Source organism: Nocardia noduli (genome assembly GCF_019038455.1).
In the GTDB taxonomy this organism is placed as follows: Bacteria; Actinomycetota; Actinomycetes; order Mycobacteriales; family Mycobacteriaceae; genus Nocardia; species Nocardia noduli.
Map to the genome: position 1 here is coordinate 72,818 of NZ_JAFMPL010000018.1, position 12,402 is coordinate 85,219.

The 12,402-nt window shown below is 64.7% G+C and carries 16 protein-coding genes and 1 pseudogene; 9 read left to right on the forward strand and 8 right to left on the reverse strand.

What is annotated here, in order from left to right:
- The first annotated feature begins 5 nt into the window (after window positions 1–5).
- The 3 genes from JZ792_RS13655 (at window position 6) to JZ792_RS13665 (ending at window position 1,719) form a co-directional block, all read left to right on the forward strand.
- Window positions 6–176, forward strand: coding sequence for a hypothetical protein (locus tag JZ792_RS13655; RefSeq protein ID WP_216910637.1), 171 nt, complete (start codon window positions 6–8; stop codon window positions 174–176).
- Between the two features lie 342 nt (window positions 177–518).
- The gene (locus JZ792_RS13660) at window positions 519–1,106 is read left to right on the forward strand and encodes a DUF6907 domain-containing protein (protein ID WP_216910639.1); all 588 of its coding nucleotides are present in this window, start codon (window positions 519–521) and stop codon (window positions 1,104–1,106) included.
- A 169-nt stretch (window positions 1,107–1,275) separates the two neighbouring features.
- Entirely contained in the window at window positions 1,276–1,719 is a 444-nt protein-coding gene (locus JZ792_RS13665) for a hypothetical protein (protein WP_216910641.1), read from the forward strand.
- Window positions 1,720–1,846: 127 nt separating this feature from the next.
- Here JZ792_RS13665 and JZ792_RS13670 read toward each other — a convergent pair whose 3' ends face one another.
- A complete protein-coding gene (locus tag JZ792_RS13670) occupies window positions 1,847–2,710 on the reverse strand; it encodes an AraC family transcriptional regulator (protein ID WP_216910642.1) in 864 nt (287 codons plus the stop codon).
- Between JZ792_RS13670 and JZ792_RS13675 the strand changes: the two genes are divergently transcribed.
- Window positions 2,709–3,293: a class I SAM-dependent methyltransferase gene (locus tag JZ792_RS13675; protein WP_216910644.1), complete on the forward strand. Its 585-nt coding sequence runs from the start codon at window positions 2,709–2,711 to the stop codon at window positions 3,291–3,293. The genes JZ792_RS13670 and JZ792_RS13675 overlap by 2 nt on opposite strands.
- A gap of 257 nt (window positions 3,294–3,550) precedes the next feature.
- Here the strand turns inward: JZ792_RS13675 and JZ792_RS13680 are convergent, their stop codons facing one another.
- Complete coding sequence (locus tag JZ792_RS13680; RefSeq protein WP_216910646.1) at window positions 3,551–4,486, reverse strand: DMT family transporter; 936 nt, start codon at window positions 4,484–4,486, stop codon at window positions 3,551–3,553.
- 161 nt (window positions 4,487–4,647) lie between these two features.
- Between JZ792_RS13680 and JZ792_RS13685 the strand changes: the two genes are divergently transcribed.
- Window positions 4,648–5,199 (forward strand): CGNR zinc finger domain-containing protein, encoded by a 552-nt coding sequence (locus JZ792_RS13685; RefSeq protein ID WP_216910648.1) that lies wholly within the window; start codon window positions 4,648–4,650, stop codon window positions 5,197–5,199.
- Between the two features lie 216 nt (window positions 5,200–5,415).
- Here the strand turns inward: JZ792_RS13685 and JZ792_RS13690 are convergent.
- Window positions 5,416–5,679 (reverse strand): annotated as a pseudogene (locus tag JZ792_RS13690) (transposase); the annotation flags it as partial.
- A 40-nt stretch (window positions 5,680–5,719) separates the two neighbouring features.
- On the opposite strand from JZ792_RS13690, the gene JZ792_RS13695 reads away from it, so the two are divergent.
- Entirely contained in the window at window positions 5,720–5,905 is a 186-nt protein-coding gene (locus tag JZ792_RS13695) for a hypothetical protein (RefSeq protein WP_216910652.1), read from the forward strand.
- A gap of 249 nt (window positions 5,906–6,154) precedes the next feature.
- Here the strand turns inward: JZ792_RS13695 and JZ792_RS13700 are convergent, their stop codons facing one another.
- The gene (locus tag JZ792_RS13700) at window positions 6,155–6,571 is read right to left on the reverse strand and encodes a Rossmann-fold NAD(P)-binding domain-containing protein (protein ID WP_216910654.1); all 417 of its coding nucleotides are present in this window, start codon (window positions 6,569–6,571) and stop codon (window positions 6,155–6,157) included.
- 1,184 nt (window positions 6,572–7,755) lie between these two features.
- On the opposite strand from JZ792_RS13700, the gene JZ792_RS13705 reads away from it, so the two are divergent.
- Both JZ792_RS13705 and JZ792_RS13710 read left to right on the forward strand, forming a co-directional pair.
- Window positions 7,756–8,064 carry a DUF6342 family protein gene (locus JZ792_RS13705; RefSeq protein ID WP_216910656.1) on the forward strand — a complete coding sequence of 103 codons (309 nt, stop codon included), beginning with the start codon at window positions 7,756–7,758 and terminating at the stop codon, window positions 8,062–8,064.
- A gap of 517 nt (window positions 8,065–8,581) precedes the next feature.
- Window positions 8,582–8,803 (forward strand): hypothetical protein, encoded by a 222-nt coding sequence (locus JZ792_RS13710; RefSeq protein WP_216910658.1) that lies wholly within the window; start codon window positions 8,582–8,584, stop codon window positions 8,801–8,803.
- Window positions 8,804–9,140: 337 nt separating this feature from the next.
- Here the strand turns inward: JZ792_RS13710 and JZ792_RS13715 are convergent, their stop codons facing one another.
- Together JZ792_RS13715 and JZ792_RS13720 are read right to left on the reverse strand one after the other, a co-directional pair.
- Entirely contained in the window at window positions 9,141–9,464 is a 324-nt protein-coding gene (locus JZ792_RS13715; protein WP_216910660.1) for a tetratricopeptide repeat protein, read from the reverse strand.
- 118 nt (window positions 9,465–9,582) lie between these two features.
- A complete protein-coding gene (locus tag JZ792_RS13720) occupies window positions 9,583–9,852 on the reverse strand; it encodes a hypothetical protein (RefSeq protein ID WP_216910662.1) in 270 nt (89 codons plus the stop codon).
- Between the two features lie 349 nt (window positions 9,853–10,201).
- Here JZ792_RS13720 and JZ792_RS13725 point away from each other — a divergent pair, with 349 nt between their 5' ends.
- Window positions 10,202–10,693 carry a hypothetical protein gene (locus JZ792_RS13725; protein WP_216910664.1) on the forward strand — a complete coding sequence of 164 codons (492 nt, stop codon included), beginning with the start codon at window positions 10,202–10,204 and terminating at the stop codon, window positions 10,691–10,693.
- A gap of 24 nt (window positions 10,694–10,717) precedes the next feature.
- Here the strand turns inward: JZ792_RS13725 and JZ792_RS13730 are convergent, their stop codons facing one another.
- Together JZ792_RS13730 and JZ792_RS13735 are read right to left on the reverse strand one after the other, a co-directional pair.
- A complete protein-coding gene (locus tag JZ792_RS13730) occupies window positions 10,718–11,374 on the reverse strand; it encodes a PAS and ANTAR domain-containing protein (RefSeq protein WP_216910666.1) in 657 nt (218 codons plus the stop codon).
- A gap of 200 nt (window positions 11,375–11,574) precedes the next feature.
- Window positions 11,575–12,351, reverse strand: a complete 777-nt coding sequence (locus tag JZ792_RS13735; RefSeq protein WP_216910669.1) for a hypothetical protein — start codon at window positions 12,349–12,351, stop codon at window positions 11,575–11,577.
- Window positions 12,352–12,402 lie beyond the last annotated feature (51 nt).

Here is a 12,402-nt window from a genome sequence, read left to right on the forward strand (position 1 = left end):
AGTGGATGCTGAATTGGATGGTGTTTGGCCCTTGGCAGGTAATCCCGCAGTCGCTCGCTGAGGTAGTCGAAGCGACGGCGGCCCATCGGTTTGCCGTTGCGGTATCGCAGGAGTTTGGTCGTCGTATCGGTTCCGCCGCGGCTCTTGATGTGATGCAGCAAATGGTTGGTCAGTGATGGGGATATCGGTTGCCAGCGAACTGTGCCGCCCTTCTCGTTCGAGGTCGCGGCCGTCGTAGCCGGACTCTTCATCCTCGTGTTGCACTTGGGCGCGGCGTCGGAATACCTCGGCAAGAGCCTCGGGAAGCGCCGCCGACACCGTGTTGGCGAGCGCGGGATCCGGTGCTGATTCGGTTCGAGGGAACAGCGGGTCGGATGCGAACATCAAAACTCCCTACTGGTGGTGGGATGGAGATCGGGTGGGTCTAGGTCCTCGGTGTGCTGAGGTGTGGTTACAGTGGCCGGGTGGGCCTGGGGTTCGGCAGGCTCAGAATGTCGGGTGACTTGTGGGGAGTCGTTGTGGCCGTGGTGTTTTCCTGTCCGTCGTGGTGCATCGACCATCGCGGCGCGTTGCCCGGTGAGCCTCCGGGCGGGGGTGCGCACTACGGTCCGGAAGTCGCGGTCAATCTGTACGACCGACTAGAGTTCGACACGACCCGCCAGGTGTGGATCCAGTCGAGCGCTCACGACCGCGAGGGGCACCGCCAGTGCCTGATCGGTGTGATCGACCCGCACGGCGTGGGCGTCGAGTTGAGTACCGCCGACGCGCGCCGAGCCGCCCGGATCCTCATCCTGGGCGCGGATCTGGTGCTGGCGCCCGCTGACGGGGATTGTCCGTCGTGGTGCCTCGGCCACAGCGAAGTCGGCCGCGAACTCGGTCTCGCGGCCGTGGAGCATCGCGGACCGTTCATGGTGGTGCGCCACCCGCACCCCTACACCTGCGGTGTCACCGTCGCGGTGCGAGTGAGCGCGTTCGATTTCGATGATCGCCGCGAGGTGTGTCTGGAGTTGATCACCCACGGGCTCGTGACCGACCTGACCGGGAGCGAGGCATGCAAGATCGCCGCCCACCTGCTCAACGCCGCCGACCAGATCGACGCCGGGTAACCACACCCGCCGCCGCTCCGTAAAGACCTCACCGAGCACACGCCAGGTGGCGCGAAAGAGGCGTATTCTGGTGGGCGGACGGATCAGCGGGCTGACTCAACGAACTTTGTGAGGTTCAGCAATGTCGTCGCGTCGTCCTCCGCGGAACTCTGCATCACCGGAATTGTCTGTGCGCTTGGAACGCTCGCGTGAACGGGTGCGTCAGCGCCGCGTGCTCGCCCGCCAGCGCGAACAGACCATCGCCGCCGCGGTGCGGCGTTACTTGCAAGCCTGGCAGGCGATCAACGCGTGCGAGGCCGCTCGTGATCGTGAGGTCGCGGATCTGCGCGGTCAGATCAGCGCGGTGCAGAATCGCGCCACCGAGGAGATCACGCGGTTACGTGCCGACCAGGCCGCGGTCGCCGCACTGATCCGTGACCAGGGCCAGAGCGACGACGACGTCGCCGACCTACTCGAGATTTCCGCGAAGCAAGTCCGCCAGCTGATCAGCACGGCACGGGCACACGCCAGCGACCCTCGGCCATCCTTAGGAAGCTCGCAGGAGGTTCCCCCGGCACGAAGGCAGGCTCCTCCGGAATCAGAAAGCAGAGAAGGTCCCCACAACCGGGCCTGATTTCAGGACCGGCCCCCTCGATCGAGGCTTGCCTGATTGACCCCGCACACGGTGTCGCTGCGAAGGTCGAGTCGCTTGTCGGCGTAGCGTCCGCTCGTGCTGTGGTTGGCCGGTCGGTCCGTATCGCCTACGAAGATATTGGTCTGCGGGTGTGTTTGCGGTAGAGGCTGGGGTTTCGGCCGGTGTGGGTCGCGAAGGCGCGGGCGAAGGAGCCTGGGTTGTCGAATCCGATCGCGAGGGCGATGTCGAGTATGGTTCTGTCGGTTTCGGTGAGTAGTGCCATGGCGCGCTGCATGCGGCTGTGGGTGAGGTAGTCGCGCCAGGTGAGTCCGGTGGTGGCGGTGAAGCGTCGTCGTAGTGTGCGTTCGGAGACCGCGACGGCGGCGCACACCGCTGTCAGGTTTGCGGTGTCGAGGTGGTTGTCGGTGTAGTGCATGGCCGCGGTCACGATCGGGTCGGTGGTGACCGGGAGATGGTAGGGGGTCTCGTCGGTCATCGACTGTGTCAGTAGGGCGGCGACGGCGTCGAAGAAGGCCGGTGCGGCGGGGTCGGTGGTGGGCCCGTCGATCGGCCAGCGGGCGGCATAGAGGATCATCTCTCGAAGTACCGGTGGCACGGACAGGACGCGCGCCCGGTGCTGTGTGTCGGTGACCATGTCGGGGTCGAGGAACACCGAGACCGTGCGAACCCGACGCAGTGTGGTGTTGTGGGCCACGCCTGCCGGTATCCACACCGCCTGCTGTGGTGGCAGCAGGTAGCGGGCCGTGTCGGTTTCGACTTGGACGATCCCTCGGAACGCGTATTCGAGTTGGTGCATGTCGTGGACGTGCCATCCGGAGACCACGTCGGTCGCCTCGTACGGGTAGGTTCCCGCTCGCGGGTCCGAGGATCGGGCTCGAACTCGACGTAGTACCGGGGTGGCCGAAGTTGCGACATGTCCGGCCGCCGCAGCGGTGATCGGTGGATCGGTCGACGGTAGCAATGACGACATGAACAAAAACCATCTCACGTATCTGGCGAGTCCGGCCTGGGCCGAGGATCTTCGTGTCGATCTGCTGCCGTGGTTGCAAACCATCGCCGATCTGGGCGAGGACGTCCTCGAGATCGGTCCGGGGCCGGGGTTGACGACCGATCTGCTGCGCGAGTGCGCGGCGGCGGTGACGGCGGTCGAGGTGGACACCGAACTCGCTGCCGCACTTGCCGTACGGCTGGCGGGCAGCAATGTCGAGGTGATCCACGGCGATGCCACGAGACTGGCCATACCCGATGACCGGTTCTCGGCTGCGACCTGTTTCTCGATGCTGCACCACATGCCGTCACCGCACGCCCAAGATGAGTTGTTCGCCGAGGTTCATCGTGTACTGCGCCCGGGTGGTGTGTTTCTCGGTGTCGATACCATCGACTCGCCGCGCATGCGACAAGCCCATCTCGACGATACTTTCGTCCCCGCAGATCCCGCGACGTTACCCCGACGGTTGGCCGCGGCCGGGTTCACCGCGATCACCGTCGGTATGGCCGCGGAATACCCCACTCGCGGTGACCAATTCAGATTCTCGGCCACCAAGTCCGGTTGACCGGCCGACCGCAATCGGGGGCGAATATCCGATTCGGACGCCATCCTCCATGAGATCCTCCGTGACCGGCCCGACCGCTCGGCCGGCCTGCGCGTGGCGTCGGCGGCCGAACTGCTGCGTCAAACGACTTCTTTCGCAGGCGCGATCGTCTGAAACATCGGGTAGGCCAACACGTTTACTCTCAGTGTGGCGTTCAAAAATCGTCGCGGAGTCACCCGACCGGCATCGGTCCAATTCAGTGCCGAATACTCGCGATCTCACCGTTCTGGGCGATGTGAGCTGCGAAAGCTTGCCAACGCGACGCCGGTGGCGGAGACTGCGAACCCGGCAATCGCGAGTGCCGCCAGGGGCTGGTGCAGGGTCAGGGCCGACATTGCCGCAGTGACCGAGGGAACGAGGAAGAACAAACTGCTGGCGCGTCCGGCCTGTCCTCGCCGGATCATCACGTACAAAAGGCTCACTGCGCCGATGGAGTTGACCAGGGCGAGCCAGGTGACGCTCAGTCCCAGGGTGCGGGGGTCGGTGGTGTGTGGATGCTCGAAGGTGATAGCGCACAGTCCGGCAACGACGGTGGAGGCACCCAGTTGAAGGGCTTGGCCACTGCGCAGATCCATGGACGGGCAAAACCGCTTCTGGTACACGGTGCCGCCGCTGATGGCGAGCACCGCTATCACGGTGAAGCCGATGCCGGTGAATATGTGTGTCGACCAGCGCAATCCGTTGGCGACGGCCAGGACGACGCCGACGACACCGAGCGCGAAACCCCAACGTTGCCGGGCGGTGGTCCGTTCGCCGAGGAATCGGTGGGCGAGCAGAGCGGTCAGGACGGGATTCATGCCGAGGACGAGCGCCGAGATCGCCGGTGGTACACCGGCGTTGATGCCGGCGAAGACGCCGAGGAACTGGACTGCTTGTACGAGCACGCCCGCGACGGGGATGTGCCCGGCCTCCGCGAGGGTGCGGGGCCAGGACGCGCGGGTGCCGACAGCGATGGCGAGCATGACGAGGGCAGCGAGTGCGAACCGGAGGAAGGTGAGCGTGAACGGGGGAGTGGAGTCGATCCCGATGGCACCGATGATGTAGGCCGAACTCCAGGCCAGGACGAAGGTGGCCGGGACGGCATAGGTGATCGCGGTCGTCGCCGTGTTCGAGTGGTCGGAGTGGTCGGGGGCCGTACGTGTGGATTCGCTCATCGGGCCTCTCCACGCGGTGTCGCGATGTTCGATCGAGGATCACCCCAGATTGCATCACCTGTCAAGAGGGTGACGAACTGAGATGGCCCATCCTGGTCGACGATGTAGAGGAAACGCGCATACGGATTGTTCAACAGGTTGTCACCCTCTAAGATGGTCGCGTGGAGTTCGAGTTCGTCAGTGACAACGTTGCGTTGGATTTCGCGGGTACACGGATGTACCGCGAGTCGGCGCCGCTGGAACGACTGAGCGCACCTGGTGATCTGGCGCAGTGGATCGCGGCCAGCGCATTGCTGGATGTGGTTCCGAAGATCGACGCCGCGAGTTTCGATAGTGCGTTGCAGCTACGGGAGGCGATCTATCAGTGCGGGGTGGCATGTGCGCGCGGTGCTGAGCTTCCCGAGGCCGACCGTCGGGTGGTCAACCAGTTCGCGGCGGTTCCACCGGTCAAGACCCGACTACTCGAGGTGGCACACCGAGTTCGGGAGGGTGATCTGGACAACGTGCTGGCCACCGTCGCGCGGTCCGCGATCGAGGCGGTCGGTGGCGAGGAGCATGCCCGGCTGCGTGAATGCGGCGGAACCGATTGCACGCGTCTGTTCGTGGACCGTTCCCGTGGAGGCAACCGCCGTTGGTGTGGGATGGATATCTGTGGCACCCGCGCCAAGTCAGCGGCGTACCGCCAGCGACACAAAGGCAGTCTTGCGCCCTGAGCTGGCGCGAAATGGCGCTGTTGATGGCTCCGATCCAACTGCACGGCAGCATGTTCACCCTCGGGGAACCTGATCGGTGGTCACCGTTTTCGCGGCACTGCTGCGCTACGGCGATGGACCACACCCTGCTCTCGGGCATTTGGAGGGAACCGGTTGTCAACGGCGCGCCAATCCTGGATCTGGCACAAATTTCGTGATCGCGGATCCGCAGGTTGGTCACTTGCTCAACAGGATTCGCTTTCGGAGCAGGTCGGTCTTGGCGCGGCCGAACATCTGCCGTTTGAGCATCTTGATGCGGTTGACATGCCCTTCGACCGTTCCGCTGCTCCAGGACATGGTCAGGCCCGCGACGACGGCGTCTCGGTCACGGCGTAGACCTCTGACGAACGAGTGCACTGCTGGTTGATCGTCGACATCGACTGCGGCCATCCACCGTTCGAGATCTCGACCGCGCCGCTCGACCATGATCTCGGCGAATCCGAGCAAGCCACCACCAGTCCGGAAATTCGTCAGTTGGATCATGACCAACCCCGCCGACCTCGCCCCCGAACATCAGGCAATCCTCGATCGGGTCCATGGCTTGCGGCGACGCACCGACCGGTTCCGGCAAGTCACTATCCAACGCCGAAATGATTGGCTGAATTCCATATTCCGCGTATTGCCGAAATACGCCAAAGGCCACCGCCGCGTCGAGGTGTCGAAGTAGCCGCGAATGCGGTCACCGTAGAGATGGGTCACCACTCTGTCCGGACCCGATGCCGATGAGTTCGATCCCAGCAGGCCGACGGAAGGAGGCCTTTGCCGCACTGCTCGCCGAGATCGACAACAATCCGGTAACCGCCGCGTGGCTGGCGGGTGGTCTCCTGGTCGGCCGGGAAGTACGACGCCGAACGCATGCTGAACTGGGTCCACAACCCGATCTTCGCCGCCTTGCCGATCGGGCGAGGCCGAGCTCTCAGCAGAAGTCCGCCGCGTGGTCTCGCGCCCACTGCTCGAAAGTGTGCGCGGGTCGACCGGTGAACTCCTCGACGATTTTCGAAACTTGCGGGGCGCTGTCGATTCCGGCCTCCCACGCGCGCAGGGTGGTGTCGACGGCGAGCGCGGGCATGATCCGATACATCTCCGCCCGAGCGTGATCGACGGGGATCACCTCCACTGCGATCTCGCGACCGATCGCCGCGCCGATCGCCGCCACCTGCTCGCGCACGATCAGCGCATGTGCGCCCGGCACGGTGTGGACGCGACGCTCGTGTCCTGGTTCGGTCAGCGCGGCCACCGCCAGCGCGGCGAGGTCCCGCTCGTGCACGGGCGCGGTGCGCGCGTCGGGATAGGGCACGCGAACCCGCCGGTATCCCGGATCGAGCGCTGCCACCACCACAGGGTGTTCGTGGCGAACATGCCCGGGCGGATGAAAGTCCATGCCAGACCGGACTTCTCGAGTGCCGACTCGACAACCTCGTGCACGCGCGCGATATCGCGCTCGGCACCCTCAACCGACGCCGGGCCGCCACTACTGCGAACAGGGAACTCGAATCCCAGTGCGGCTGCTCGGCTATTCGCCTTCGGCGGCTGCGGTGATGCTGTTGCCGATCAGTGTGCTGGTAATCGTCGGATGCAACTGTGTCCCTGCGGCGTCGCCACGAATACGCCGTAGACCTTCCTCGTGGCCTCCGGACCGGCTTTCGTAAACCGATCCAGGAGTTCCCCGACCACTACGAAAGTGGTAGGTGCGCGCCGCTTCTGCCGGATCCGACAGGTTCGAGCAGGCGGCACATAAAGGGACGTAACAACGCTGGTTCCTCGCGTCCTCCTCTTCATCTCGTTCGCCGGACCCGCACCATCTGGCAGTACTGACCACGTCCGGGCTTTGTCAGGGCTGCTCCCGCCCTCCCCGGCACCACCCGGATCAGGCTGCCCTCAACTCCGTCTACCCGCTAAGACAGGCCGACGACGAAGGTCTCACCTCCATGCGAAACACAGCGCCTCACGGCGCACACGCAATTTGTGCCAGAGCCCGTTCTGTCGACACAGGGGCATCTCGGTGGCGGGTTATCCGACCGATTAGGTCCGCGCCATGACCGGTGCTGGCGTCCACCGCGGGCCCAGCGCGAACCCGGTCGAGTGATGCTGCGTTGTCCACCCCCGGGGCTGGTTCCCCCGATCCGGTGCACACTTCGGTCGAGTCCCTGGGCAGTTTCTCGAGCGGCTCCCACTCGAATTCGACAGGCTTGGTAATCCTTTGATTACCAAGGAATGCGACCGGTCCGTATCCGGAATATTTCTGCCGATGTGAAGCGATGGTGTGTATAAATGTTGCTCTTGCCTCCGATCGGCCCATAGTCCAGAAAACTGCACGTAGACACGCATAGGCTCGTATTTGCCGCGCAGGGAATCCTACGGCGAACAGGGGGACGGTCTGCTTTTCGATGGTTACGAATGCATGACTCATCGATATTCGCCGCTCGGGTTTTCGCGTGGTTTTTGTGCTCTTCGAATCGATTGCGGAGAGTTCGTTGTGCGCCCGAGGTGATTCTTCGGGCGGGAGGAGGAGTGAACATGGCTGATCTGGATCTCGGCGTCGCCAGTGACTGGACCCAGGGCGACCCGAACGGTCGGGTGGCGTTGCGGCAGAACCAGCGCTATCCGGCGGAGCCCAGGAAGAAGGATGTGCTGATCGGGTCGCCGAACAGCATCGAACTGTCGGTCAACACCAACTTCAGCAACACCCAGGAGGCGGACAAGATCTTCTTCACCACCTATCACGGAACCGAGAAGAAGATCATCGCCATCCTCGACTCCAACGGGGACCTGCACATCGCGGGCAAGCTCATCCAAGCCGCCGGGAACCTCACCTACGGCGACTGAGCCCCCGAGCATCATCGGATGAAGCCCGCCCGGACGATCGACCTCGATCGCCCGGGCGGCCTCCGTCGAACAGCCAAACACGGTCAGCGACAACCCCACCCGAACAGGTCGGGGACTCCGCCCGATGTGTACCCCTGGCGACGCCGCCGCGGCGGCGTGCGCCGATCGCGATGCCGAGATAGGCGTAGGGGCCGAGGTCGTCGGTGAGCACCGTGTAGCCGGTGACCTAAGCTTGCGGTACAGCTCTTTTCGCATCTCCAGCAGATCGTGCAGGCACGCCCACCACGCCACGCCTCGTGAGTGCAGTCCAGCCAGCCGAAGACGATCCAGCCGATGCAGCCGGTGTTCTCGACACCGGAGTCGTCGACGTAGAGCAGCCGCAGGTCAGCCAGGACGCACAACCCTACGGGCAACACGCCCGGCCCCAAAGACGGACCGGAATCTGCTCTGTCTCGACGAATCACATTTCGCGCACCCCTTGTGCCCGGATGTCGTGGTCGACTGCGCCATCGACGGTATGACTACTCACGATGGCCTCGACAACGCTGACGTCACCGCGGCCCGCGCGGCCGGATGGCCGGACCTGACCGGATCCGAGCGCCAGCTCGGGTGGGCCTACACCGAACGCGCGAACACGATCCGTGCGTTCGAGGCCGCATCGGGGGTCTCGGATCCGGACTGGTACCGGCGGGTCCTGCTGCGCGAGACCCGAGCAGGGTTCGGCGGGGCTCCAGAATGACCCCGGCGCGAAATTCGATACCGGCATCGGCTCACCCGGTTCTTGATGGCGATAGGTGTGTGACGCACGGTCGCGTGGGCGGTGTGGCCAGGCGATCGTCGATACAGCAGCGGGTCATTCGGATCGATCCGCCGACATCCGGCGTTGACACCGTGCCATGGCAGCAACGATTCGGCCGGTCGGCGGATCGCGAGAATCACGGTGATCAGCCCCGGGCCGCTGTCGGCGACATTGTTCTCGACACCGAACGAGCCCGATCCGACGACCTGGCGATTTCCGGATCGGGCTTGGTCACCGCGAAATGTCGGCAACGGGAAAGATCTCGGACACCCACGGCCTAGCACATCAGCTGCCAGGTCCCTCGGCTAGGCGCGCCCGCAGAGTTGTAGGCGGCGGCGAGATTGTTGCGCGAGGCCAAGGTGTCGGGGTGGTCCGGTCCGAGTGCTTGCTCGCGATCGGTGAGGTTCTGTTCGTGGAGCACGATGGCTTCATCGAGCCTGCCCGTGGACTCGTGGGCAAACGCGAGGTTGTTGCGGGAGAGCAGGGTGCCAGGGTGGTCGGGCACGAGGACCCGCACAGTGTTGGTGAGGGTGTGGTGGGCTGTAGTGTCGGCGGCTTTGATCAGTTGGCCTGTTGCCCACCGGCGCGTGGCCGACACCATCGGGTTGAGGTCGATGGGTTGCTGTTGGCTTCCCAGAGGGTTTCGATTTGGTCGACCAGGCGTGAGCCTTCCTCACGTCGAGCGAAAGCCTCGGACTCGGCGAACAGCAGCGGTCCGATCATCGCCGCGGCCTCGGCGGCGATCTCGACGAGGCGGTGGTCGGCGTGGGCACGTTTGCGCAGGATGTGAGTTCGGCCCAGCCACCGGCCACGATCAGTCGTCTGCCGAGCGCACGGGCCGCTGTGGCGACCGCGGGCACGGCACCACCGGGCGCGGGCGTGCTGCCGAATCCCATGAGCACCGATGGTTCGCCCGCGTCGAGGAACCGCTCGATGTCGGCGGGTAGCGGCCGCTCGTCGGTGAACAGCCAGGCCCGGGTCTGGTGCAACGTACCGTCTGCCGGTTCGGGGCCACGGCACCAATGTCGGATCAGCGGCCAGCAGGGCGGTGGCCGGTGACCAGGTGGCTGCGCACGTCGGTGACCGGCTCCAGCCGAGTACAACGCGAGAATCGTCAATGCCCCGCGCCACAGGAGATTCCAGCGTTGCGCGTCTGTTCCGCAGCGCCGCCGGGTCGGCGGGCCGATCGGCGGGCCGCTGTCCCGCCAGCCCGAACACCGGCGGGGTATGTCGCCGCGAGGGCAGTGTGATGGGCGCGGACGCCGCGTAGACATAGCGCGGATCGCGATATCCGGCGACCCCGATGTCTGGGAGACTGGGGTGGTGAATGGTTCGGCGATGGTCAATGGTCCTCCGAGCGAGGCGGCGCAGCAGGCGCGCCTTGTTCAATCGCGGCGGGCGGCGCAGATGGTGGCCGGGTTGCCCGGAGTGCTGGGGGTCGAGGGGGTGGGCCCGTTGCTGCGTGAGGCCGCGGTGGAGAGCTTTCACATCCAGGCCCGTGAACTGCTGGAATTCCTGTTGCTGCGCGCCCATTTGACCGGCGCGGTCTGCGCGACAGACATTTCCCCGGCCTGGGTGCCTGCGTTGGGCGGCGATCAAGTACGCGGACTCGCGACCTACCGCGATAGCGCCGATGTGTATTTGAGCCGACTGTGGAGCGAACCCACTCGCACCGAGATGGCCACCGCGGTAGAGGTCGCCGTCGAGTCCGCTCATTTCCAGAAGATCGCCGACCGGGTATTGGCCGTGTGGGACCAGTATGCCGACCAGTTCGACCAGGAAATCCCGTTCGACATCGCCGATTCGCTCGGTCTCGACGATCAGCAGTAGCCGTCCCCGAGCGGGCGGAAGCGGTCAGACTCGGTCGTGCAGGGTCAGCAGTAGATGGTCGAAACGGGTGCGGGTGCGGGTGCGGGTCTCCGCGCCGCGCAAACCTGCGACTTCCGCGAGGAATTTTTCTGCCAGGACACGGAGTTTGGTGTTGGTTTCCTGCGATCGCCACACCAGTACCGAGAACGCCTGTTGCGCGTTGATGCCGTAGATCGCCATCAACGCACCCTTGGCTTGCTCGATGGTTTCTCGTGCGGCGAGCATGTCGGGCAGTTCGTCATCGATGATGTCTCGGCGTTCGGCGGCGACGGTGGTGGTGACGTCGATATAGAACCCGGCTGTTCCGATGACCGCGCCCTCGGCGTCTTCGAGTTGGTCGCCGACGACCAGGACGTGGTGGAGTCGGCCGGCGGTGTCGATGATGCGGTGGCGGCTCGAGAACGGCAGTCCGGTCTCGAGCACTGTGGCCAGAGTTTCGGCGACCTCGTTGCGGTCGTCGGGATGTTTATGTGACAGCAGTAACTCGGTGCTCGGATCGACCTGTCCGGGTGCGTACCCGTGGATTGCGGCGACCTCGTCGGACCATTCCCAGCGGTGATCGGCGAACCAGAACCGGAAACTGCCCGTCGCCGCGGGCGTGACAACCTCTGTGATCGGTAACGTCGACTCCTTCTCGAACATGGGTGGGGAATTCCCGGCCCCCGGCCACCGAATCACGGTCCGAGCGGTGCATCACACACCGGGGCAGCATGATTCAAAGCACAACCACTGGATGCAGGAAGCGGACACTCACTCCACCAGACCCCAGCGCCCACCCCCGGCTCATATCCCGGGGCAGCCGCAGGGACTTTGCCTTACCTGGGATCGACCGGGCTGAATGTTCAGGAGACGGGTCTGCGTGGCCGTCCGATCTTGCCTTCTCGGATCTCGTGTTCGTCCGGGTGTTGTCCGCGGCCTCGTCGCCTGTTTTCGGGGATGTTGACTTGGTAGTCGCTGCTGCGGATGGTTCTGGGCCGGTAGGTTCCCGCGAAGAAGACCATCACCGAGCCTCCGCGGCCGGACTCGGTGCCGGCGAGTCCTTCACGGCCGGTGTTGACGGTCTCTTCGATGTCTCGACCGTCGTTTCCGACGGTGACCGAGCCGTCGTGGTGGAAGACCACAAAGGTTCCGTTGTCGCCAGCGATGGTTGCTGCCTCGGCATCACCGAGCGCCGAATCTGTCGAGGCGGTGAAATGCAGCTTTTCACGGGCGGCTGTCGGCCCCTTGACCTGGAGTGTCCGTCCCACTGCGATCCGCACGGACTGGCCCAACGCGTTGTGTCGACCGGATTCGACGATTTCCCATAGGTGGGAGGGCGACCACACTTTGACCCTGCCGTCGTGGAACAACGACACACGATCGTCGGTCCCGTTGCTCAGCAGATACTTTTCAGTGTTGGATGCCATGCCTTCAATCTGCCAGGTGCAATGCTCGACGTCATCGGCGCGCCTGCTGATCGGAAGCCGGAACCCGTAGTCGGCCGCCGATGCCGCTCGGTCGGGCCACACTCGCAACGAAACCGTCAGCGCCGAAGGAAAACGATAGGGCCGCCATCGATGATCAGCCCGAAGGGCGCTCGGTCGCGCACTGCCGCCGCTGCCACGGCTGGCGACGCTCACCGCGGTCGCAAGTGTTCATCGTGAGAAGCGACATCTCGATGTCAGCCAACT

Excerpts from the sequence above, each read along its gene's own strand:
- JZ792_RS13655 (WP_216910637.1), top strand. The coding sequence starts at position 6 with ATGCTGAATTGGATGGTGTTTGGCCCTTGGCAGGTAATCCCGCAGTCG.
- JZ792_RS13675 (WP_216910644.1), top strand. The coding sequence starts at position 2,709 with ATGAACAAAAACCATCTCACGTATCTGGCGAGTCCGGCCTGGGCCGAG.
- JZ792_RS13670 (WP_216910642.1), bottom strand. The coding sequence starts at position 2,710 with ATGTCGTCATTGCTACCGTCGACCGATCCACCGATCACCGCTGCGGCG.
- JZ792_RS13680 (WP_216910646.1), bottom strand. The coding sequence starts at position 4,486 with ATGAGCGAATCCACACGTACGGCCCCCGACCACTCCGACCACTCGAAC.
- JZ792_RS13695 (WP_216910652.1), top strand. The coding sequence starts at position 5,720 with ATGACCAACCCCGCCGACCTCGCCCCCGAACATCAGGCAATCCTCGAT.
- JZ792_RS13705 (WP_216910656.1), top strand. The coding sequence starts at position 7,756 with ATGGCTGATCTGGATCTCGGCGTCGCCAGTGACTGGACCCAGGGCGAC.
- JZ792_RS13710 (WP_216910658.1), top strand. The coding sequence starts at position 8,582 with ATGACTACTCACGATGGCCTCGACAACGCTGACGTCACCGCGGCCCGC.
- JZ792_RS13715 (WP_216910660.1), bottom strand. The coding sequence starts at position 9,464 with ATGGTGTCGGCCACGCGCCGGTGGGCAACAGGCCAACTGATCAAAGCC.
- JZ792_RS13725 (WP_216910664.1), top strand. The coding sequence starts at position 10,202 with ATGGTCAATGGTCCTCCGAGCGAGGCGGCGCAGCAGGCGCGCCTTGTT.
- JZ792_RS13730 (WP_216910666.1), bottom strand. The coding sequence starts at position 11,374 with ATGTTCGAGAAGGAGTCGACGTTACCGATCACAGAGGTTGTCACGCCC.